This is a genomic window from Sphingobium sp. TomMM15 (assembly GCF_055397045.1).
In genome coordinates, this window is record NZ_AP027314.1 from 1,072,782 (window position 1) to 1,091,567 (window position 18,786).

Consider the following 18,786-nt stretch of genomic DNA (forward strand, 5'->3'; position numbering starts at 1 on the left):
CATGTTTTCAATGACCGGGACATCGTGAAAAGCGCCGGGACCAGACGAAAGCGCATGATGCAACTTCCGCCTACCCCGGCGATGAAAACTTGGAAACTTGGAAAGTTCGATCACTCCGGCGGGAGGGACCAGAACCAGATTTTGCCCTGCTTGGCCGAAATCACTTTGAGTTCCTTCCTTGCCCGGTCAAGCGTGGACGCACTGATTGCGCGCGCTTCAGCCTGCGACTTGAGCGCTGTTGCTGCCTTGGGGCCGTTTGCAAGGGCATCCACCAGGAATTGCTTGGCGACCTCCCGCTCATCCTGCTCTGGCCCTCTGGTCGTTGGCTTTTCGGCAAAGAACGCGTCCACGTCGATCTTCTCGAACCGGTTAAAGCCGATCTTCGGCTGCTGACCGCTTCGTCCATCCGCATCGCCCATGGTGAACAGCATGGCATCGCCGCGCTCGAAGTTCGTCTTCATGTGAAAGACTATGAATCCGCGCACGTCATCACGCCGCCGCGCAAGGCCGAACTGGTTGCGGGATATGCCGACAAAGTCGGTTGCACCGATACCCTTCTTCATGGCCTTGTCGTGCTGGCCCTTGCCGAAGTGCCGCACTACGATGATGGCGCAGCGGCGACGCTCGGCAATGTCCTTCAGTCGCTCCATAAACTCGCGGACATCGACATTGTTGCTCGCATCCACGTCGCCGGTAATGAACGCCTGAATAGGATCGAGGATCACAAGGCGCGGGCTTGCCTTGGCGATTTCTCCGTCCAGCCAGTCGGCCATTTCCGGCGTCAGCTTAAAGGTCGCCGTCTGGATAAACACCCGTTCGAGATCGGCCCCGTTCGCTTCCAGCCGCTTCTTGATGACTGCACCAGGCAAATCCTCGAAATTGAACAGGAAGCAGTTGGCGGGCGGAATTCTCGTGCCGTTTGGTAGCACCCGACCCCGGCTGACCTCAGAGACGAGCCAGCCGGTAAACTGGCTCTTACCGTCACCCGGATCGCCATCGAGCAGACCTATCGTCCCGAGACAGATGTAGGGATACCAAAGCCATTCCAACTCCTCGTCGGCGACCTCTGAAAATGGCCGTATACCGGGTAAAGGTTTGACCCGATAGCGCGATACGCTCCGTGCAATCTGCCTGACCTCGTGGTCTGGCAGCGGTTTTTCAGACATGTTGCGATTAAGCACCTTCAGGGCCTCCATCAGAGCCGCTTTCGGCACGTTGCGCGCATGCATGTAACCGGCGAACTGTGTCAGCGTCGAATTGCGCATGCCGACCGGAATCGGCCCGCCACCGGCTTTATCTGCCGGTTCGTCCGATCGTTCGGTGATGCCCGCGATGTTCTGTGGCAGGTCGGCAATCGGTTCGTCTTCCCACACAGCATAAATCGGCCCGGAGGCATGACGCGATCCCGGCCCGACTACATAGGAGTTGGGGCCGCTTTTCACGTCGAGCTTGTTTCGCACGCCATTACGCGCGGGCATTTGACCACGATAGTAGAAGTGGAACCCCCGCGCCGTTTTCACGGTGAGGGTCGGCGGTGGCTGGTAGCCCGAACGGAACACGCGCTGGGCCTCCTTGCTGTCGCAGTCGATCACCGCGAGCCCTTCGGTCGCAACGGCATAGTTCATGTCCGGATGTTTGCGATGCCAGCGCCGGACAATTTTCACATCGGTTGTCGCACCCTTGACGCCGTTGCGGACCAGCGAACTGATCGGGTGCTTGCCAGGGCTTTCGCATTCGTCGTTGCTGCACGTGCAACTGCCGTCCACAATCCCATAAATGGGTAGGACCGGAATGTCCCGCCCTGCAAACGACTCCATCATGCTCAGGACGCTGGCGCTTCGATCGAAGCTAAGACTGATTTTCTCGCGGTTTATGGTGCTCATCGCTGGCCTCCCCTTCCCCGAGACGAATACTGTTCAGGCTCCTTTGCCAGCGTGTCGGACCTTCGCTCGAAGTAGTAATTTATTTCCCCTTCTCCGATGGCCTTCTCGATAAATTCCGCGATCAGTGCGGGATGTAATCTAGCTTCAGCAACACTCAGGCCCAAGCGATTGTCGAAATTAAACTCAGCTTGGTGTTCCGGCGATGACAAATGAATAGAAACGTGATTGTTTGCAACGTAGGCAACGATCTCAATCGTGAAATCACCATCCAGATGTCGCTCAGTGAAGGTCGGCTCCATCGCATCGTCGGACATCATGCCACCTCCCGCTCAGCAGCAAGCTTGGCGATATGGGCGTGGATTTCCGACGCGAGCCAAGCCACCGAATGCGCTCCTATACGGACGCGCTTGGGGAACTGCCCGGCGGATTCGAGCCGCAGCATTGTTGAGTTGGAAAGGTTGATACCTAGACGAGGCAAATGTTCGCGACTGTAGAGCAATCGGCCATCGACCGCTTTTTCAAACTGACTTTTCATATTAAATTCCTTCACCCAGAGGATGAAGGTGCGCACCTTCGATCAACGACGTCGTAAGCGAATTTGCCCCAACCCGACGCGAAACGCTATCAAATGCCTTGGTCAATTCTGCCCGAATTGGGCACGATTTCAGAGGCGCATTTTGACAATCTCTTTGAAATGATCGTCAAGCTGCCGGGCTTTTTCGCCAGTGATCTGGACATAGGCGAGCTTGACTGCAGCGAAGAACGGCGACGCGTTTCCCTTGCCCACCATCTGGCTCACATCTACACCCGTATATGATCGCTCCTTCGCGATATTCCGCGCGTGCTTGGCGACAACCTGAGCTATCCAGAATAGAAATTCGCGTCGCATCTCGATGTTATGCCTGAGGTTTTTCTGCTTCGACCGATAGTCGAGGTCATCATGTAGGTCGCTCGCGAATGCCTCCAGTGTTTCCAGGCTTTTCGCGATTGCACGCCGCTTCTCGGCACACACCGAATTGGCATAGCTATCGGGGTATTCCGCGAACTTTGGATCATCCAGCAAGGCCGCGCGTAGGAGCTGGGACGGCTTCAATACGCTGCGCGACAGCCATCGCGCACGGCGCGACAGCGGGATGTCTTTTGGACCTCGATCAAAGCCGGTCGGCGTTGTATCGATGATCGCCCTTACCCTCTCTCCCACCGCGAGAAAATCCGCCTTCGCTGCCTTAGGCGATTTAATGTTCAGCAGGCGGACCAAGGTCTCCATCGCCATCGCATCGAACATTTCCGGCCTCGGGTCATCCACGAGCGCTATTCTCCGGCAAACGGAATGAACTTGTCTTGATCGGCTAGATTCGCAAGCATTTCGCCCCATGCTTCCAAAGCCTCCCGAGCCTCATCCGAATATTGATACTTATTATAGACCGCGGCAACGCCAGAAATAATCCCGCTAACGTGGTTCAGCACCTTCTCGACAACGTGTGGCGCTACCTTCATCCTTGCCATGCTCGACGCGGCAGTGCGACGCAGATCGTGCCAGCGCCAATCGGTCGTCTCCGCCTCTTCGGAAAGGCGTCGCAGCGCCTTCGAAAATCCACTCACTGGCGACTTTCGCGTGGTGGTGAACACATAGTCGCAATCGAGGAAGCGCGGCACCTCGCCGAGCATTTTGAGGGCGAAGGAGCTTAGCGGCACAACATGCGCCTTGCCGTTCTTTGATCGTTCGGAGGGTATCACCCACGTTTTCGTCTCGAGGTCGATTTCACTCCAACGCATTTCGGCCAGCTCACCACGGCGTTGCGCGGTTGCCAGAAGTAAAGGCGCGAACTGCCGGAATGGATATACATCGTTCTGACAAGCCCGCAGCACACGGACAACCTCATCATCCTCCAATGTGCGCTCGCGGGAAATTTCCTTGGTCGGCGGCTTCAGCCCGACAATCGGGCTGACTTCGATAACGCCGCGTTCGACGGTCCAGTTGAAGAGCTTACGAATGTGGGAAAGGATGCGATTTGCCTGATAGCTCGATCCGCGAGCGAGAGCGGCATCCATCATTTCGAGCACGTCAAATCTCTTGATCTCGCGGATATCGCGCTGCCCGAATGTAGAGATGAATTCCCGCTCCAAGATGCGCTCGGCTTCACGCCAGCTTTTGTTGCGCGGCTGAGCATGCAGGCGGATGAACTCTCGGCAGATGCTTTCAACCTTCATGTTGGCGGTGCGCCTGCGCTTGGTCGGGTCGATCCCCTCATCTACCTGCCGAAGAATATCAATGGCCTTCTCGCGGGCGGTCGCCAGTGAAATGCGCGGATAGATGCCAAGCTTCATGCGCTTTTGCGCAAGGCCATAGCGAAACTTGACGGTAAAGACTTTCTGCCCCTGCGCCGACACCCGCACACTCATTCCGGGGCAGTAGACGTCGTGAACCTCGTAACGCTTCGGCCTGGGTTTCAGAGCGTCGAGTGACTTTGACGTGAGCGCTTGCCGCATGTGCCATCCTTTCGAATGGCACTTTAATAATCATGGAAATCGGCCAATCTCAAAGGAATTCCTCGCGGGTGAACGATCTGCATCGGCAAAGTGCAACGCGATTCGAACCGGCGAGGTCCCGCTACACCGGGGGTGCTATGGATCGACGGCAAGCGTTCGCAGTCAGACGAGATGGCGTGACACTAATTCTGGATTTTGAAGAGACATTCGATTTCGTGTCGGATGATCCGGAACGTGGTCCTCCGAGATGTGCCTGTCCGTCGCGATCATCACGACAGACTGCCGACGCCGACTTACCTATTTGATTCCAAGGCTCGTAAACGCCTCGACCAGCTGGGGACGCAACTTCCAGCGCCATTCCACGTATTCATCTGAAGGCTCCGCCGAACCGCCATCGCAAACTCCGGTGGCGAGTGTATAGGTCCAAACGGGTAGGCCTGTCGACGAATAGATTTGAGATGGTGTGAATTCCATCTCCTCGGCAAGATCGCGCGCGAGGCGGCCATATTGAGAGTTCGCATACTCGTAACTATTCTTGCCCGCTGCTGCTGCTAATTCGGTGGCTGTTAGGATGTGATCAGGAGCATTCAGATGCGCCATCAACATTGCCAACTGACCATCACTGGGGCGAATTCTTACGATCGCTTTCTTGACAACATCAGGGGTCGGGAAGCCATCTTGGCCGCGACGGCTACGTTCCTCTGCTGCTTCGACGTCTAAGTCCGCCTTGACAGCCAAGATTGCATCATCCGAGGTGGGGCGAACATGGATTTGCGATGCAGGTGCCTTGTTGTCGAATGCCCTTGCTTCCCAGCCTTTATCCGTCTTGCGCGCTATGATCGTCTTGCGCCGATAACCGATCGAGAGCCTCTGGGATGACATGATCAGTTCCGTTCTGCCAAAGCTACACGGAAGGAACAGACCGTGGTCGGGGAAACTCGACCATGCCAATCCCCATCGCCGGTCTTTGTCCATTCAATCAAGGATGCTTCAGGGTTGCCGCAAATCGTCCGGGTTCGCTTAGTAATGCCTCCTAACGCGCCGCGCAGTTGCATATTTGACTTGCCTGTAAGCTTTGAAATGTCGGACATAAAAAGGTCGCCTTCACGCTCAACGATGGCTTGGAGAATCTCGATTGTCGCTTCAGAACAGTTGTTCAAATAGGCTCGTGCCTGGGCGACGCTGAGTGACATTGCGTCGATGGCGCCTTCTCCGTCCAGATGGTCATCTGCGCTCGAGAACGAGCGAGAAACATAAGCCAGCAATTCGTTTTGAAAGCTCTCGGTGAAATTCCGAACTTCCCGAAATGGGATAGAGATCATCGCGCACATGGTGGTTCTCCTTACCGATCCATATGGTCGTGTTTTAGATCAATGTCAATGTATTTAGTTCTATTTCATTCAATAACCACGTTGAGCTCTGCGGCCTGTGTGATCAACGCGGCACCCAGCCCGCACGCTATATCGAGCAGGAATACCGGCACTTCGGAAATTTGGAGCATCCCAGAAACTCACCGAACTGTCCGTCTCGTTTGACTAAGCGGCCCGTGCATCCAGTTTGCGGGCATGCCCGCAGATGTGGGACTTGATCAAACAGGGTCGGCTGTGTCCGCGGGCTTCGCGCACGCCTTTTCTGGTACTGCTGACGCTTGAATTCCCAAGGGTGAACGTTGTCATCGAAGGCCCAGATACCACGTCTTTTCCTCTGGGCGTCATCGAGAGCTTCGAAGTAGCATGGATCTGGCTCGTACCGGTCCAAGACCCATGTCCAGCCGTTGAGGATCATTTCAAGCTCGATGTTCCTCATCGCGCCCGCCCGTTCGTCGTCAGCAAGGTAAGGAACGCAAACGATGCGCCCGTGCCTGTCAACCACACCCCCAGTGTCCATTTTGACGAGCACGACCAGCTCGACCCATCGGTCAGCGATCAACGATGTCAGAAAGGCCTTGGACTCCTTTCCACCGGGCTGCTCAAGTTCGGGTGCATCGGTAAACCCGAGGCGGACGACAACCTCGCACGCCTTTTGCAGCTGTGTGTTCCAGAGCATCGTTTTGAAGCCATCGCCGTCGAACACCTTGAGTACCGGCGCACGTATGGTTTCAGTGCCTGGTTCTTCATATGCGATTAGCAATGCCTCCCCTCCACCTGCAGGCCGCCGATAAATCTCTCATCTGCAAGCTTCCAAAGCAATGGCTTAACCTGACAAGCGCACCAAATGATGTTACGACAATTTCCTTGTCCTCGCCCGCGCATGGCGGAGGAACTCCACCCAACAATCTGGTACCCAGAAATTCAATGATCTTCCGTGTGGGTATCGATGGGGTATCGGGCGCCTGAACTTGCTTGCTCGGATATGCGGCAACATAGTTCGGAACAGCGCACCCGAAGATTCGTTGACGCGAAGAATATGGTGCATTATGATGCAATTCAGGTGGTTATGGCTAGGCCTTAAGATTCGCTCTTAATCAGCGGGTCCTAGGTTCGAGCCCTAGTGCGTCCACCATTTTTTCCTGGAAAATGCAGCATTTCATCCCGCCATGGCGTTGCCGCGCCTTGTTCTAATGGACATGCGGTGAGGGCTTCCACGTCCCGGATGCCGCGACCGGATTTCGCTTCACAGAAGCGGGCTGCGGCTGCACGATGCCATTCCAAAAATGACGAAGTCACGCGATACGCAAGAATTTACGCGAAGCGCGCAAGGCCTGCTCCTTAAACCGCAACCCTTCCTAATAACTCCATCAACAGCGGTCGCAGCCGCCCGATTTCCTGCCGATGCGCGGCGCTCAGCGTAGTGAGTATCCCGTGCGCCTGCTCAGTCAGTTCGAGCAGCGCCTGTCGGCGATCCTGCTCCGATAAACGCCGCCGCACGAGGCCCAGCGCCTCCAGTCGGTCGACAAGGCCGGTTGCGCTATGGGGTTTGAGGATCAGCCGTTCCGCGACATGCCCGACCGTCGCCTTGCCCGTTGGCGCGGCGCGGATCGCGAGGAGAGCTTGATGCTGCTGGGGCGTCAGACCGCACTGCGCCGCCTCCCTTTCACTGAACGCCTGAAACTGCCGCAGGGAGAAGCGGAAATCGGCAAGGGCCGCATAGTCATTGTCGGTCAACTCATCGGCCATGCAACATCATAGCGTGCTCAGGGGCATTGATAAATATCGTAGTGCGATATAGTTGCTCCCCGCATGACATCATCGACCTCCTCTCCATCGCAAAGCCTTCTTGCCGATCATAGCGCCAACTTACGCATGATGATGCTAGCCGCCGCCGCACTGATCGTGGGCACGGGCGGCGCGCTGGGCGCATGGCTGCTGCTTCGGGCGATTGCGGTGGCCACCAATCTCTTCTGGTTTGGCCGTCTCTCTGCCGCGCCTGCTGCGATCACGGACAACATGCTAGGGGTCGGCGTCATCGCGGTGCCGGTCATAGGCAGCCTGATCGTGGGCGTGATGGCGCGTTACGGGTCGGAGAAGATTCGGGGGCACGGCATTCCAGAAGCGATCGAGGCGATCCTCTATGGCGAAAGCCGCTTGTCGCCCAAGGTCGCGGTGCTGAAGCCCCTCTCCTCTGCCATTTCCATCGGCAGCGGCGGCCCGTTCGGCGCCGAGGGGCCGATCATCATGACCGGCGGAGCGATCGGGTCTCTATTCGCTCAACTCTTTCATCTGAGCGCGGCGGAGCGCAAAACGCTTCTGGTCGCGGGCGCGGCAGCGGGTATGACAGCGATCTTCGGAACGCCAATGGCCGCTATCCTCCTCGCCGTCGAGGTTCTGCTGTTCGAGTGGAAGCCGCGCAGCTTCGTGCCAGTGGTTATTGCAGTGCTGATCTCACTGTTGTGGCGGCCAGTGCTGATCGAAAGCGGGCCGCTCTTTCCCGTGCATCATGCGGTTATGCTCACTCCCGTGCTGATCGGCATCGCTCTAGGCATGGGGGTGATCGCGGGGGTGCAAGCGACGTTGCTGTCTGCGCTGCTCTATCGGATCGAGGATATGTTCGGGCGTCTACCCGTCCACTGGATGTGGTGGCCAGCGATCGGGGGGCTTGCCGTCGGTATCGGTGGACTGGTGGATGCGCACGTGCTGGGCGCGGGCTATGAGAGTATCAGGGGGCTGCTGGACGGGTCGTTGGCGGTGCGAGTGGCGCTGGCGCTGCTGGTGGTTAAGGCGGCGGTGTGGCTGATCGCGCTAGGATCGGGCACATCGGGTGGCGTGCTGGCGCCGCTCTTGATGTTGGGCGGAACATTGGGCTTTTTGCTGGGCCAATATCTGCCGGGCGGGAGCGCGCTATGGGCAATGGCCGGGATGGCCGGGACGATGAGCGGGGCGATGCGCGCGCCGCTGACCGCCGCCTTGTTCGCAGCGGAGCTAACTGGAGATTTCGCGATGCTGCCGCTGACCATTGCGGCGTCAGTGGGAGCCTATGCGGTGAGCGTACTGCTGATGCGGCGCTCGATACTGACCGAGAAGATCGCACGGCGCGGGCGGCATGTGCTTCAGGAATATACCGTTGATCCGTTCGATTTCCTTCAGGCAGGGCAAGTGATGACGCGAGAACCGCAGACGTTGGAGGGGACAATGTCCATTGGTGCGGTCATTGCCTTTTTTGCGGGGCAGGCCGTCCATCGCAGTTACCCGGTGGTGGACAAGGAAGGGCGGCTCATAGGCCTTGTTTCACGTTCTGATGCGCTGCGCTGGCAGGTGGACGGCGCGCCGGTGCAAGCGACCCTCGCGGAAGTATTGTCCGATGCATCGCAGCCCTATGGCACGCCGAGTGATCCGATCAGCCGCATAGCGGACATGATGGTCGATGCGGGCATCGGCCGAATCCCCATCGTTGAGCCCGCATCGAGCCGGGTCATCGGCATTGTCGCGCGGCAGGACCTGCTCAAGCTGCGCTCCGTCCATCACGGCGCGGAGGTGGCTCGTACGAGGGGTTGACCGAGCTGTTCGGTCGGCGGGGGTACACGATCAAGGCAATGAAGGAATTTGGGGCATGATCCGCGTCAGGAAGGCGCGCCGCGCTCCACCGTGGCGATCCGGGCAGGACATCATCAGAAACGATATTGCTCGATGGACCACCCCGTTGGGCGGAACCATCTGAGCCTTCCTCTCCGCGCCTCAGCGCCTAGTTTCCCCGGACGATCAGGAAATGGCCAGAACGCCCTGATAGGCGGGATCTTCCAGAGCCTTGCCCGCTCCCATTGCCACGCACATCAGCGGCATTTCCGCGACCTTCACTGGCAAGCCGGTTTCCTCCATCAGCGCCTGGTCCAGTCGCCGCAGCAGCGCGCCGCCGCCCGTCAGGGTGATGCCTTCCTCGATGATGTCGGCCGCCAGTTCCGGCGCGGTCTTTTCCAGTGCCGTCCTGACCGCCATCTTGATCTGTCCGACAGGTTCGGCGAGCGCGTCCACGATTTCAGCCTCGCTGATCGTCATTTCGGCAGGGCGGCCATTCACCAGATCGCGGCCCTTGACCACTATCCGCCGTCCTTCGCCATCGGGTAGCGTCGCCGCGCCGAGTTCACACTTCACCCGTTCAGACGTTGCTTCGCCGATCAGCAGGTTGTGGTTGCGCCGGATATGCGATGCGATCGCATCGTCCATCCGGTCCCCGCCGACCCGCGCCGAATTGCTGTAGGCGATACCACGCAGTGACAGGACAGCGACTTCCGTTGTTCCGCCCCCGATGTCGACCACCATCGCGCCGCGCGGTTCCGTAACCGGCAATCCCGCGCCGATCGCCGCCGCCATCGGTTCCTCGATCAATTGGACGTGGGCGGCCCCGGCATTGGCGGCGGCGTCGCGTAGCGCGCGCCGTTCCACCATGGTCGACCCAGACGGAACGCACACGACAACCTCATGCCGCCGACCAAAGCGGCTGCCGTTCAGCGCCTTGTCGATGAAATGCTTGATCATTTGTTCGGCGACGTCGATGTCCGCGATGACGCCATCGCGCAAAGGCCTGATCGCCTGTATATTGGCGGGCGTTTTCCCCATCATCAGCTTGGCTTCATTGCCTACGACCTTTACGCGACGGAACCCCTGCCGGGTTTCAATGGCGATGACCGACGGCTCATTGAGGACGATCCCCCGGTCGCGGACATGGATAACCGTGTTAACAGTGCCAAGGTCGATGGCCATGTCAAAGGCAGAGGACGAAAAAAACCGGGGCAATTTCATCGAAACAAGGCAATCTTTTGCGGGAGGGAAAAGCTGATCTCGCCCTGCCGATGCCTCTACGCGAGCAGAAGAGCCCTGCGACGACCCGTCTGGTAACCGGGTCCAACCGAAAGGCCGAGCCGTAGCACTAGCGCATTCGAAAATCCGCCCTCGCCCGGAACAACGCTCATCCTCTGGAGAATCCCGCCCTCCCTGCGGCGGCCCAACGATTGTCCTTTCTGTAGAAACGCCACATGCCGTAAGTCCGGAAGGCCAAATTCACCTGGCGATATCCCAGATTTTCAACAACGGCAGCGACGCCGATCATGAAAAGGTCGCGGGCACTCGGCGTGCGTCTGAGCTGCATTTCCTCAAGCGCCAGGGTTCCAAGACTGAGCGCGGTTCCGAACAGCACCGTCAGAGAGAAGAAGGCAAGCACGACCGTGCCCGATCCGATCCCCAAAAAGTAAAGGATGGGGATCAGAAGGTAGCCGAACAGTTCGCAAGGCGGTCCGAGCACATCTTCAATCACGATCAACGGCATACCGATCAGCCCGATACGGCCGTAACGAGGGTTGAACAGCATGCGCCGATGCTCGACAATCGTCTCCAGCGCGCCCTGCTCCCACCGTGCGCGCTGGTTACGCAGTCCTCGCCAGCTTTCGGGCGCATCGGTCCAGCATACCACTTCAGGAACGAAGGCAATGCGATAGGGCCGCTTCTGCTCCCGCATCCGGCGATGGATGCGGGTGACGACTTCCAGATCCTCGCCAACCGTATCGTGCCGATACCCGCCTATTTCCACCAGTGGCGCCCGCCGGAATATGCCAAAGGCTCCGGAAATCAGCATCAGCATATCCAGCCGCGCATTGGCGATGCGGGCTGTCAGAAAGGCTCGAAGATATTCCAATATCTGATAGCGCGGCAACCAGCGCTGCGGCAGTCGAATCTGACGAACATGCCCGCCTTCGACAATTGATCCGTTCGCGATGCGAATTGCTCCGCCTACTGCCATCAACGAACCATCATCCGTCATGAAAGGCTCGGCAGCGCGCAGCAGGCCATCAGGCTCAATAATGGAATCGGCGTCGATGACGCAAACCAGCGGGGCAGCGGCAAAGCCCAATCCTGCGTTCACGGCGTCCGCCTTCCGCCCATTCTCCTTGTCGATCAGAATGAGGTTCGGATAGCGAGCGGAGCCAAAGATGCCCAAAATGCGCGTTTTCTGGAGTACCGCCAATTGTTCTCGTTCAATCGGGCGTAGATCGAACTCCTGAATCAGGACGGACAAGGTTGCGTCGTTGGACCCGTCATTGACCAATATCACTTCATGGTCCGGATATTCCAGAGCCAGCAAGGCGCGCGCGCTGTCTGCGATCGACAACTCTTCATTGAAGCAGGGTGCGATCACAGACACGGGGAGGGCAAGGTCGGCATAGCGAGACCAAAGGTCATAGGATCGCTGAGCAGGTCTGACACGCGTGGCAAAGACTCGCGCAGCAAGCAGCAACTGGATGGTCGAAACGAGATTGCGGACGGTCACGACCAGAAAGCACAGGATACCTATCGCGACCATGGTGCCCAGCCCGACGCTTTCCAACGTCGAGGATATAGAACCCACCCCCATCAGGCAGTCCCCAGCACCTGTTGAGCCTGCTGCGCGCGAAGGCGTACCCAGGGGGAAGGATCTTTGCGCAATTCCGCGATAGCAGGCAGGCTGCTGTTCAGCCTCATCAACTGACACGCGCGGATAGCTCTGGCACGGACGGGAGGCACGGGGTCGTTCAAAAGCGGCAATATCCATTTGGCGCTGCCGGGGTGCCCCAATCTGGCCGCCGAATCCAATGCGGCCAGACGGACCGGCGCATGGGTATCGGCGGCGGCAGCTTCCAATAGTGGAAGCGCAGAGAAATCCTCCGTCCACCCAAGGGCGTCAATCACCAGTGCCCGCACCGCTGGTGGCAAATCGGCGGACTGAGCCAAGCTGAATAGTTCGGACGGATGGCGTGCAGCGATCAACCTGAACAAGGTTCGATGCAGCGGCGTGATTTGCGCGCTTCGCAGGTCCAGGTGGTCAATCAACTCATTCGGCGGAGGCAAGGCATCCAACCGAGCAAGCAACGACGCGGCCTCCAACCGGGTGTCGAGTTTCGGATCCTCCCGCAGCACAAGGTAGAGCATATCGATCGCCTGCCCTCCTCCTATGCTGCCGAGTAGTCGCAGGGCGTCGATCTGCCGCCTCGGTCGGGACCGCCTTGCCGCCAGCAGCGCCTGCTTGAGCAACCCTTGTTCCTCCACCAGGGCAACGAGCCGCTCTCGGTCTTCACCCCTGAGTAGTTGAACAATCCGGCTGATCGCCGCCAGCCGTTCAGCAGGGCGGGCGAGCTGGAAAGCGGGCGACGCGGCGATATTCTGGCCAGCCCCCATGATTTCCCTCGTCAGGGCGCGGGTCAATTCCGCCCTGGCGATACTGGCGCGCTCCTTTCGATCACGGCGCATCACCAGGAAGAGCAGCTAGGCGGCCATCGCCAGCGCCCCGTAGACGGATATGAATATGGCGATCCGGGCAACATGATCGGCGATGGGGAAGCCCGGCACGATCAGAACCTGACCTGAAAACCTAGCGTCCCACCTGTCCGCCTGTAGGTAGCGCGACGGCGGTCATAGTCGACCCCTGCCCGAAGTGAGACCTTGTCAGCGATCGGCACCGTCACGCCCGCGAACAGGGAATGAACCTGCCGGGTTATCCCTGCTTCCGTATCGGGATAGGTGGCTGCTCCGACATAGAGTGTTGCCCCGCCCGAGAAGGTGCGATCCATTCGGCCCGACACGCCCCATCGGTGGGTGCCATCTTCATCCCACAAGTTGATCATCCGGACGGTGGCAGCAAGTCCCAACCTTTGCGCTGCAAGCCGAACGCCGGGCTGAAAGACGGTGACCGACGCATCGCGATATTCCGCATGCCGCAAATCAGCCAGCACCGTAGCAAATGAGGCAATGTCGGCCTCCACTCCGGCTGTCACGCCCCATTTTTCCCGGAAATTCGCATTCGGCGTCGCGGCTAAAGCGAGGAAGGTCCGAAACTTGTTGCCAAATCGATGGTCGATGCGGGTTTCGAGGCGGGTGTCAGCAAATGATCGCCGGTCTTCTCTTTCCACGGTCAAGGCTGCCGACGTATTGGAGTCAATGGCGCCGAAAAGAGCGACATTCGTATCATACCAGGTTTGGCTTGGCCGATTGGCAAAGGACACGCGGGAAACGTTCTGCGTGGCCGCCAAGCCCCAGTGCGTCGGCGCGGCACTGACAGCATCGCGAGCGTCCAATTGACGCCTGATGGCAACAGCGTCCGCATTTGCTGGAGAGCGCTGCTCCATGGCGACAAGCTCCCGCTCTGCCGCTGCCCGGTCGCCAGACCACAGGTAAGCGCGCACCAGCGCTGCGCGGATGTCGAGGTCTTCTGGTGCCAGCAGTTCTGCCCGACGAAGCGCTGAGATCGCCTGCGGATAGCGTTTGTCAAAGGCATAGGCACTGCCAAGCATGCGCAAGATTTCCGCGTCATTTGGATTGGCGGCATCCGCCTGCTCCAGCCTGCCAATTGCGGTGGCGAAGTCTTGCCGTGCCAAGGCTGCCCGTGCTTGTGCGATCAACTCCGCGCGCTGCGGAACAATCGTACCATCCGGCGTGACGGATGCCGCTGCAATCGTTAGAACGAGCAGGCTCATTGAACGGGCCTCGCGGATTTCAGGATGGCGTTTACCCGCACGACAAGTTCATCCGGGATGAACGGTTTCGTCAGATAGTCACGAGCGCCCGCGGTCAGCGCCGCCAATACGTCGGCCTGCGCCTTCCGCGACGTCAGCATGACAACCGGCATCCCAGGTCGCTCTTCTGCTAAAGCTCTGAGTACATCGGGACCGGACATTACCGGCATCATGGCATCAAGCACGAGGAGGTCGTATTCCCCTCCTCGCGCTTCCCGCAGCGCAGATGCGCCATCTTGCCTGATTGTCACATCGTGACCTGCCGCTTCAAGCTTGAACCGAACCAGTTCGCCCAGCAGATCGTCATCGTCTGCGACCAGGATATGCGCCACCTGACCTGTTCCTCTTTCTCGCCGATCCCTTAAGTATCAGCTACGTGCGACTAGTGCGAAAAATTTCTTTTCTTAACAATGGCTAAACCACCATTTTGGTTCAATTCGCCGTAGCGGAAAAACGTTTTGGCAGACTTGCCATGCTTTGTGGAAAGCTGATTTGGGCGCTGGGGCGAGAAATTGAAACGGCGCGACAAGGTCTGCCGTGCCCCCGAAGTGGACGACGCATCCGACAAATTGGATGTCGGACGCGCCATGATTTAACAGCGGGTCTCGAACTGCTCAGTTAATGTGCCGCACGCCCCAAAATGATGCGGAATTCGCTCACCAAAATTTACAAATCGAGTAGAAAGCTCTTCTTTTTTACATCAAAAGTTCTATTTGTGAGGGGCGTATCGCATTGGGGCTATTGCAGATGATCGACCTGTCACCTCAACCTCAGGATGAGACTTCCGACGGGGCAGAACTTCAGTCGGGGCCGCGTCACGATACGGCCGTTCGGACCCGCCCCGCAGAACCTCATCATCGCGCGGGGCTGTTCACCCATGAAAGCGTCGAGGCGAGCGTGCAGTTTTTATCGCGTTGGGCGGGACCGATCGCCTTGGCTGGAACTCTTGTCCTTCTCGGCTGGTGGTTCGCTGCCTGATTCGCGAAAATGACGGACTGATTCGAACAAGCGCTTCGTAAGTGCGGTAAATTTTCGCTTGCACATTTCGGCCATTGAATTTCGGGTCGTCGCAGATGTGGGGCGCCGTACCTTCCCATCCTAACGGATCATCGGAAAAGAGCATCCGAGCGTCCCAGCAATGATTGCCAGCCCGATGCAATTATGTCCTGCTGCTCCGCAACATAATCACAAGGCAGCGGATGCCTGATGCACACATTCGTCCTTCGGGATGAAGCGTAGTTGACGTCAGGACACGAAAAGGGTTGCAGATGTCGAAAATCGATCTGGCGATCGAGGGGTTTCCCGGTCGCCAGCCTACAACATCCGCCGTTCAGCGGAACGTAAGGCTTTGGCTGTGCCTCTTGCTCGTGGCAGCGGACATGGCCGCTCTCGCAACTGGCTTTGGTCTTGGCTTGCGCGCGGCTGGCGTGCCCTTGCTCTTTTCGGGGCTATGGCAACCACTTGGCGGAGGCATGATCGTCTACGGTATCGTCGCCTTCCACAATCAGGCATTCAATCCCGTCTGCTTGACTCAATTAACGCCCAGCTTGCGCAATGCATCGCTTGCGCTGGCTGGGACGCTGCTGATCTTCCTGCTCACGGTTTTCTCGCTGAAGGCGACCGGTCATCTTTCGCGGCTGGGCATTTCGGCGGGCATTCTTTGCAGTGCGACTCTGTTGGTTATGCAGCGCCTGGTTATCGTTCGCACGGTGCGTAGACATTTGAGCGACAATTTATTCGCACAACTGATGATCATCGATGGAGGCATGATTCCTGAAGATGTCAGCGGCATGGTGATTGTCGATGCGGAAGGTGCAGGCATCAAGGCAGACCTAGACGATCCTTATATGTTGCACAGACTAGGCACCTTGCTGCGCGACTTCGACCGAGTGGTCATATCCTGTCCTGCCGATCGCAAGACGGATTGGGCTCAAATGCTCAAGGGCGGCAATATCCTGGGCGAGATCATCGTACCGGAACTGGATTCGATGGCGCCCTTGGCTGTGCAAACTTACCGCGGCGTTTCCACTCTCGTCGTGGCGCGCGGTCCTCTGAATCTCGCAAACCGCGCGCAAAAGCGGCTTTTGGATATTGCCATCACCGTACCGCTGCTGATCGCACTGACACCTTTGCTGGTTGCGATCGCGATCTCAATCCGGCTCGATTCGCCCGGCCCCATCTTCTTCAAGCAAGAACGTATCGGCCGCGGAAATCGACTGTTCCACATTCTGAAGTTCCGAAGCATGCGCGTTGAACAATGCGACGCCGCTGGCGCCTCATCCACACGACGGGATGATGATCGCATCACTCGAGTAGGTGCGTTCATCCGCAAAACCAGCATCGATGAACTGCCTCAACTGATCAATGTTCTGCTAGGCGAGATGAGCCTGGTGGGACCGCGTCCTCACGCTCTGGGCTCGACAGCGGAAGAACAGCTATTCTGGCAAGTCGACCGCCAATATTGGCATCGGCACGCACTAAAGCCGGGCATCACCGGTCTTGCTCAAATCCGCGGATTCCGTGGCGCTACCGAGACGCGCCGAGACATTCTCAATCGGGTAGAAGCTGACCTGGAATATCTCCACGGCTGGAGCCTGATGCGGGACATCGCTATCCTGATCGGTACATTCAACGTCCTGATTCACCGCAACGCCTACTGAAGGGCAGGCGGTATCGCCCTCTAGGTAGGATTTTTGCACCACCTCATTGAATTTGCGACGGAATGAGTGACGATCGGCGCGTACGTGAACTATTTGTTAAGCGTAAAATAGGATATGTCTGCTATCTCGAACAGGGCGGACAAATCACGTGGCAGACGATCTTGCGCCGGTTGCCGTTGCGCAACATTCTTCCTTTGATAGCAACAAGGATTGTGCGCCCAAACTGGTGTATTCATCCTTCGCGGATCGCGCCGATCGCGGCGTCGAAATTCTGTCCCGTTGGGCAGGGATCGTCACCTTCGCAGCTGCAACCTGTTCGATCATCTGGTATTTGCTCTGACCAAGACTCAGCTTAATCTTGCTGCCAGATGAACAGCGTCCGGTTTGATACCTTGCTGGCAGATTAACAGTCCTCAACCGCACCAAACCGCCGATGATCGCTCGTTTTCACGATGAAACGAAGCGTGGCATAGTCGCGACAAGCTGCATGTTAAGAGGTTCGTTTTGCGCGCAAAGGCGCCTAGCATGCCCTGATTGCTGCAATGCAATAAAGGGTTGCACATTTGGTTATCACTTACACTCCATATTTTTGGAGGCGCTTTAACGCGCCTGCAAGCCATGATCTTTCTCCGGTCACGCGGGCGATTGCCGCAGCCATAAGCTGTGCTGCGCTCACTGCTCTGCCCTGTCCCGTCAGCGCTCAGACGGCGACGGTCGATGACGCTTCACGGCTCAAGACGATGGGCCTCCATGCGACGGCTGGCGTCGACCTTCTATATGACGACAATGTTTATCGTGTGGATGATCGGCTGGAGGATCCCACCGACGACATCATCGTGACGCCTTGGGCTGAACTGACTTATGGGAAGCCGATAGGACGACATGACCTGCTGCTGAAAGGTCGGGTCGGCTATGATCGTTTTATTTCGGAAGGGCAGCGTAGCAAATTGCGGCTCGACGCCGAGGCGAAGGCAGTCATTCGTTTTGGCGCGACTTGTTCCATCACGCCCGTTGCATCTTACAGGCAGCAGCGCGCTGATTATGGCGACATCAATCAGCAAACGGAAAATCTGCAGCGGTTCACCGCTTTTGGCGCAGACCTGAGTTGCGAGCGTCCGGGCCTGTTCCCAGTGGCATCCTACCGTCGCGACATGACCCGCAACGATAACGCCTTCGATTATGCGGATCAGACCAGCGACACATTTGTTGCCGGGATCGGCTATAACATGCCGAGCCTGGGTACGCTGACCGCCTTTTACGAGCGCGTGAACAGCGATCGGAACAAGCTTGGCATCGAAAATCGAACCAACAGCTATGGCCTGCGGTTCAAGCGTGAGGTGTCGCCGATCACACAACTTGATGCCGAGGTGCGCTGGCTGGATGTGAGCAGCGATTCGGCAGCCGTTGGCAATTATGATGGCCCAGGCTGGGATGTGAGTATTTCGACCAGCATCGTTCCCAGGCTCAAACTGACAGCCACGACAGAACGCAGCATTGTTAACGACAGCCTGATAGCCAGTGGTTTTGCCATCCGGACCAGATATCGACTGGAGGGCGAGTTCACCATTTCGGAACTCACCTCTGCCGGACTCTACGGCGAACTGGAGCGGCGCAGGTTCCGCCAGGACGCCGCGTTGCGCCCATTTTCCATAACCGCCGACCGCAACCAGCGGTTCGGAGCAATGCTGAAACGCAAGTTGTCGGATCGCGTCGACATCTCGCTCGATGCGCAACGGTACAAGCGGCGCACCGATACGGATGTGGCTGAATATAGCGGAACCCAGGCGACACTGGGCACGGCGATCCGATTTTGACCTCGAACATAAAGGAGCATGAACTG

The 18,786-nt window shown here is 58.0% G+C and carries 19 protein-coding genes; 5 read left to right on the top strand and 14 right to left on the bottom strand.

Annotated features, from left to right (window positions below):
• Positions 1–110: 110 nt before the first annotated feature.
• The 9 genes from ACZ51H_RS05415 to ACZ51H_RS05455 all read right to left on the bottom strand — a co-directional run bounded on the left by ACZ51H_RS05415 (position 111) and on the right by ACZ51H_RS05455 (position 7,489).
• Complete coding sequence (locus ACZ51H_RS05415) at positions 111–1,883, bottom strand: bifunctional DNA primase/polymerase (protein WP_464802690.1); 1,773 nt, start codon at positions 1,881–1,883, stop codon at positions 111–113.
• Entirely contained in the window at positions 1,880–2,200 is a 321-nt protein-coding gene (locus tag ACZ51H_RS05420) for a hypothetical protein (RefSeq protein ID WP_464802691.1), read from the bottom strand. Before ACZ51H_RS05420 ends, ACZ51H_RS05415 begins: the two co-directional genes overlap by 4 nt.
• A complete protein-coding gene (locus tag ACZ51H_RS05425) occupies positions 2,197–2,418 on the bottom strand; it encodes a helix-turn-helix transcriptional regulator (protein ID WP_464802692.1) in 222 nt (73 codons plus the stop codon). The genes ACZ51H_RS05420 and ACZ51H_RS05425 overlap by 4 nt, the downstream gene beginning before the upstream one ends.
• A 129-nt stretch (positions 2,419–2,547) precedes the next feature.
• Entirely contained in the window at positions 2,548–3,168 is a 621-nt protein-coding gene (locus ACZ51H_RS05430; RefSeq protein ID WP_464802693.1) for a hypothetical protein, read from the bottom strand.
• A gap of 26 nt (positions 3,169–3,194) precedes the next feature.
• Positions 3,195–4,373 (bottom strand): tyrosine-type recombinase/integrase, encoded by a 1,179-nt coding sequence (locus tag ACZ51H_RS05435; protein ID WP_464802694.1) that lies wholly within the window; start codon positions 4,371–4,373, stop codon positions 3,195–3,197.
• Between the two features lie 297 nt (positions 4,374–4,670).
• Positions 4,671–5,255 carry a hypothetical protein gene (locus tag ACZ51H_RS05440; protein WP_464802695.1) on the bottom strand — a complete coding sequence of 195 codons (585 nt, stop codon included), beginning with the start codon at positions 5,253–5,255 and terminating at the stop codon, positions 4,671–4,673.
• A gap of 2 nt (positions 5,256–5,257) precedes the next feature.
• Entirely contained in the window at positions 5,258–5,704 is a 447-nt protein-coding gene (locus ACZ51H_RS05445; protein ID WP_464802696.1) for a hypothetical protein, read from the bottom strand.
• 127 nt (positions 5,705–5,831) lie between these two features.
• Positions 5,832–6,419: a topoisomerase DNA-binding C4 zinc finger domain-containing protein gene (locus tag ACZ51H_RS05450; protein ID WP_464802852.1), complete on the bottom strand. Its 588-nt coding sequence runs from the start codon at positions 6,417–6,419 to the stop codon at positions 5,832–5,834.
• 662 nt (positions 6,420–7,081) lie between these two features.
• Complete coding sequence (locus tag ACZ51H_RS05455) at positions 7,082–7,489, bottom strand: MarR family winged helix-turn-helix transcriptional regulator (protein WP_464802697.1); 408 nt, start codon at positions 7,487–7,489, stop codon at positions 7,082–7,084.
• A 132-nt stretch (positions 7,490–7,621) separates the two neighbouring features.
• On the opposite strand from ACZ51H_RS05455, the gene ACZ51H_RS05460 reads away from it, so the two are divergent.
• Positions 7,622–9,304 carry a chloride channel protein gene (locus ACZ51H_RS05460; protein ID WP_464802853.1) on the top strand — a complete coding sequence of 561 codons (1,683 nt, stop codon included), beginning with the start codon at positions 7,622–7,624 and terminating at the stop codon, positions 9,302–9,304.
• 204 nt (positions 9,305–9,508) lie between these two features.
• On the opposite strand, the gene ACZ51H_RS05465 is transcribed toward ACZ51H_RS05460, so the two are convergent.
• The 5 genes from ACZ51H_RS05465 to ACZ51H_RS05485 all read right to left on the bottom strand — a co-directional run bounded on the left by ACZ51H_RS05465 (position 9,509) and on the right by ACZ51H_RS05485 (position 14,618).
• Complete coding sequence (locus ACZ51H_RS05465) at positions 9,509–10,546, bottom strand: rod shape-determining protein (protein ID WP_460985936.1); 1,038 nt, start codon at positions 10,544–10,546, stop codon at positions 9,509–9,511.
• Positions 10,547–10,712: 166 nt separating this feature from the next.
• Entirely contained in the window at positions 10,713–12,152 is a 1,440-nt protein-coding gene (locus ACZ51H_RS05470; RefSeq protein ID WP_464802698.1) for a glycosyltransferase family 2 protein, read from the bottom strand.
• The gene (locus ACZ51H_RS05475) at positions 12,152–12,979 is read right to left on the bottom strand and encodes a HEAT repeat domain-containing protein (protein ID WP_464802699.1); all 828 of its coding nucleotides are present in this window, start codon (positions 12,977–12,979) and stop codon (positions 12,152–12,154) included. Before ACZ51H_RS05475 ends, ACZ51H_RS05470 begins: the two co-directional genes overlap by 1 nt.
• A 146-nt stretch (positions 12,980–13,125) precedes the next feature.
• Positions 13,126–14,247, bottom strand: coding sequence for a YaiO family outer membrane beta-barrel protein (locus ACZ51H_RS05480; RefSeq protein ID WP_464802700.1), 1,122 nt, complete (start codon positions 14,245–14,247; stop codon positions 13,126–13,128).
• Entirely contained in the window at positions 14,244–14,618 is a 375-nt protein-coding gene (locus ACZ51H_RS05485; RefSeq protein ID WP_460985940.1) for a response regulator transcription factor, read from the bottom strand. Before ACZ51H_RS05485 ends, ACZ51H_RS05480 begins: the two co-directional genes overlap by 4 nt.
• A gap of 415 nt (positions 14,619–15,033) precedes the next feature.
• On the opposite strand from ACZ51H_RS05485, the gene ACZ51H_RS05490 reads away from it, so the two are divergent.
• From ACZ51H_RS05490 to ACZ51H_RS05505, 4 genes are all read left to right on the top strand, one after another.
• Positions 15,034–15,264 carry a hypothetical protein gene (locus tag ACZ51H_RS05490; protein ID WP_464802701.1) on the top strand — a complete coding sequence of 77 codons (231 nt, stop codon included), beginning with the start codon at positions 15,034–15,036 and terminating at the stop codon, positions 15,262–15,264.
• Positions 15,265–15,554: 290 nt separating this feature from the next.
• The gene (locus ACZ51H_RS05495; protein ID WP_464802702.1) at positions 15,555–16,946 is read left to right on the top strand and encodes a sugar transferase; all 1,392 of its coding nucleotides are present in this window, start codon (positions 15,555–15,557) and stop codon (positions 16,944–16,946) included.
• A 148-nt stretch (positions 16,947–17,094) separates the two neighbouring features.
• Positions 17,095–17,286 (top strand): hypothetical protein, encoded by a 192-nt coding sequence (locus tag ACZ51H_RS05500; protein WP_460985942.1) that lies wholly within the window; start codon positions 17,095–17,097, stop codon positions 17,284–17,286.
• A gap of 400 nt (positions 17,287–17,686) precedes the next feature.
• Entirely contained in the window at positions 17,687–18,760 is a 1,074-nt protein-coding gene (locus tag ACZ51H_RS05505) for a hypothetical protein (RefSeq protein WP_464802703.1), read from the top strand.
• The last annotated feature ends 26 nt before the right edge of the window (positions 18,761–18,786 follow it).

Bases quoted from the DNA above. Each gene is read 5' to 3' on its own strand.
- ACZ51H_RS05420 (WP_464802691.1), bottom strand. From the start codon at position 2,200: ATGATGTCCGACGATGCGATGGAGCCGACCTTCACTGAGCGACATCTG.
- ACZ51H_RS05460 (WP_464802853.1), top strand. From the start codon at position 7,622: ATGCTAGCCGCCGCCGCACTGATCGTGGGCACGGGCGGCGCGCTGGGC.
- ACZ51H_RS05440 (WP_464802695.1), bottom strand. From the start codon at position 5,255: ATGTCATCCCAGAGGCTCTCGATCGGTTATCGGCGCAAGACGATCATA.
- ACZ51H_RS05465 (WP_460985936.1), bottom strand. From the start codon at position 10,546: ATGAAATTGCCCCGGTTTTTTTCGTCCTCTGCCTTTGACATGGCCATC.
- ACZ51H_RS05505 (WP_464802703.1), top strand. From the start codon at position 17,687: ATGGGCCTCCATGCGACGGCTGGCGTCGACCTTCTATATGACGACAAT.
- ACZ51H_RS05415 (WP_464802690.1), bottom strand. From the start codon at position 1,883: ATGAGCACCATAAACCGCGAGAAAATCAGTCTTAGCTTCGATCGAAGC.
- ACZ51H_RS05445 (WP_464802696.1), bottom strand. From the start codon at position 5,704: ATGTGCGCGATGATCTCTATCCCATTTCGGGAAGTTCGGAATTTCACC.
- ACZ51H_RS05490 (WP_464802701.1), top strand. From the start codon at position 15,034: ATGATCGACCTGTCACCTCAACCTCAGGATGAGACTTCCGACGGGGCA.
- ACZ51H_RS05435 (WP_464802694.1), bottom strand. From the start codon at position 4,373: ATGCGGCAAGCGCTCACGTCAAAGTCACTCGACGCTCTGAAACCCAGG.
- ACZ51H_RS05470 (WP_464802698.1), bottom strand. From the start codon at position 12,152: ATGGGGGTGGGTTCTATATCCTCGACGTTGGAAAGCGTCGGGCTGGGC.
- ACZ51H_RS05455 (WP_464802697.1), bottom strand. From the start codon at position 7,489: ATGGCCGATGAGTTGACCGACAATGACTATGCGGCCCTTGCCGATTTC.
- ACZ51H_RS05450 (WP_464802852.1), bottom strand. From the start codon at position 6,419: ATGCTCTGGAACACACAGCTGCAAAAGGCGTGCGAGGTTGTCGTCCGC.
- ACZ51H_RS05480 (WP_464802700.1), bottom strand. From the start codon at position 14,247: ATGAGCCTGCTCGTTCTAACGATTGCAGCGGCATCCGTCACGCCGGAT.
- ACZ51H_RS05430 (WP_464802693.1), bottom strand. From the start codon at position 3,168: ATGTTCGATGCGATGGCGATGGAGACCTTGGTCCGCCTGCTGAACATT.
- ACZ51H_RS05425 (WP_464802692.1), bottom strand. From the start codon at position 2,418: ATGAAAAGTCAGTTTGAAAAAGCGGTCGATGGCCGATTGCTCTACAGT.
- ACZ51H_RS05495 (WP_464802702.1), top strand. From the start codon at position 15,555: ATGTCGAAAATCGATCTGGCGATCGAGGGGTTTCCCGGTCGCCAGCCT.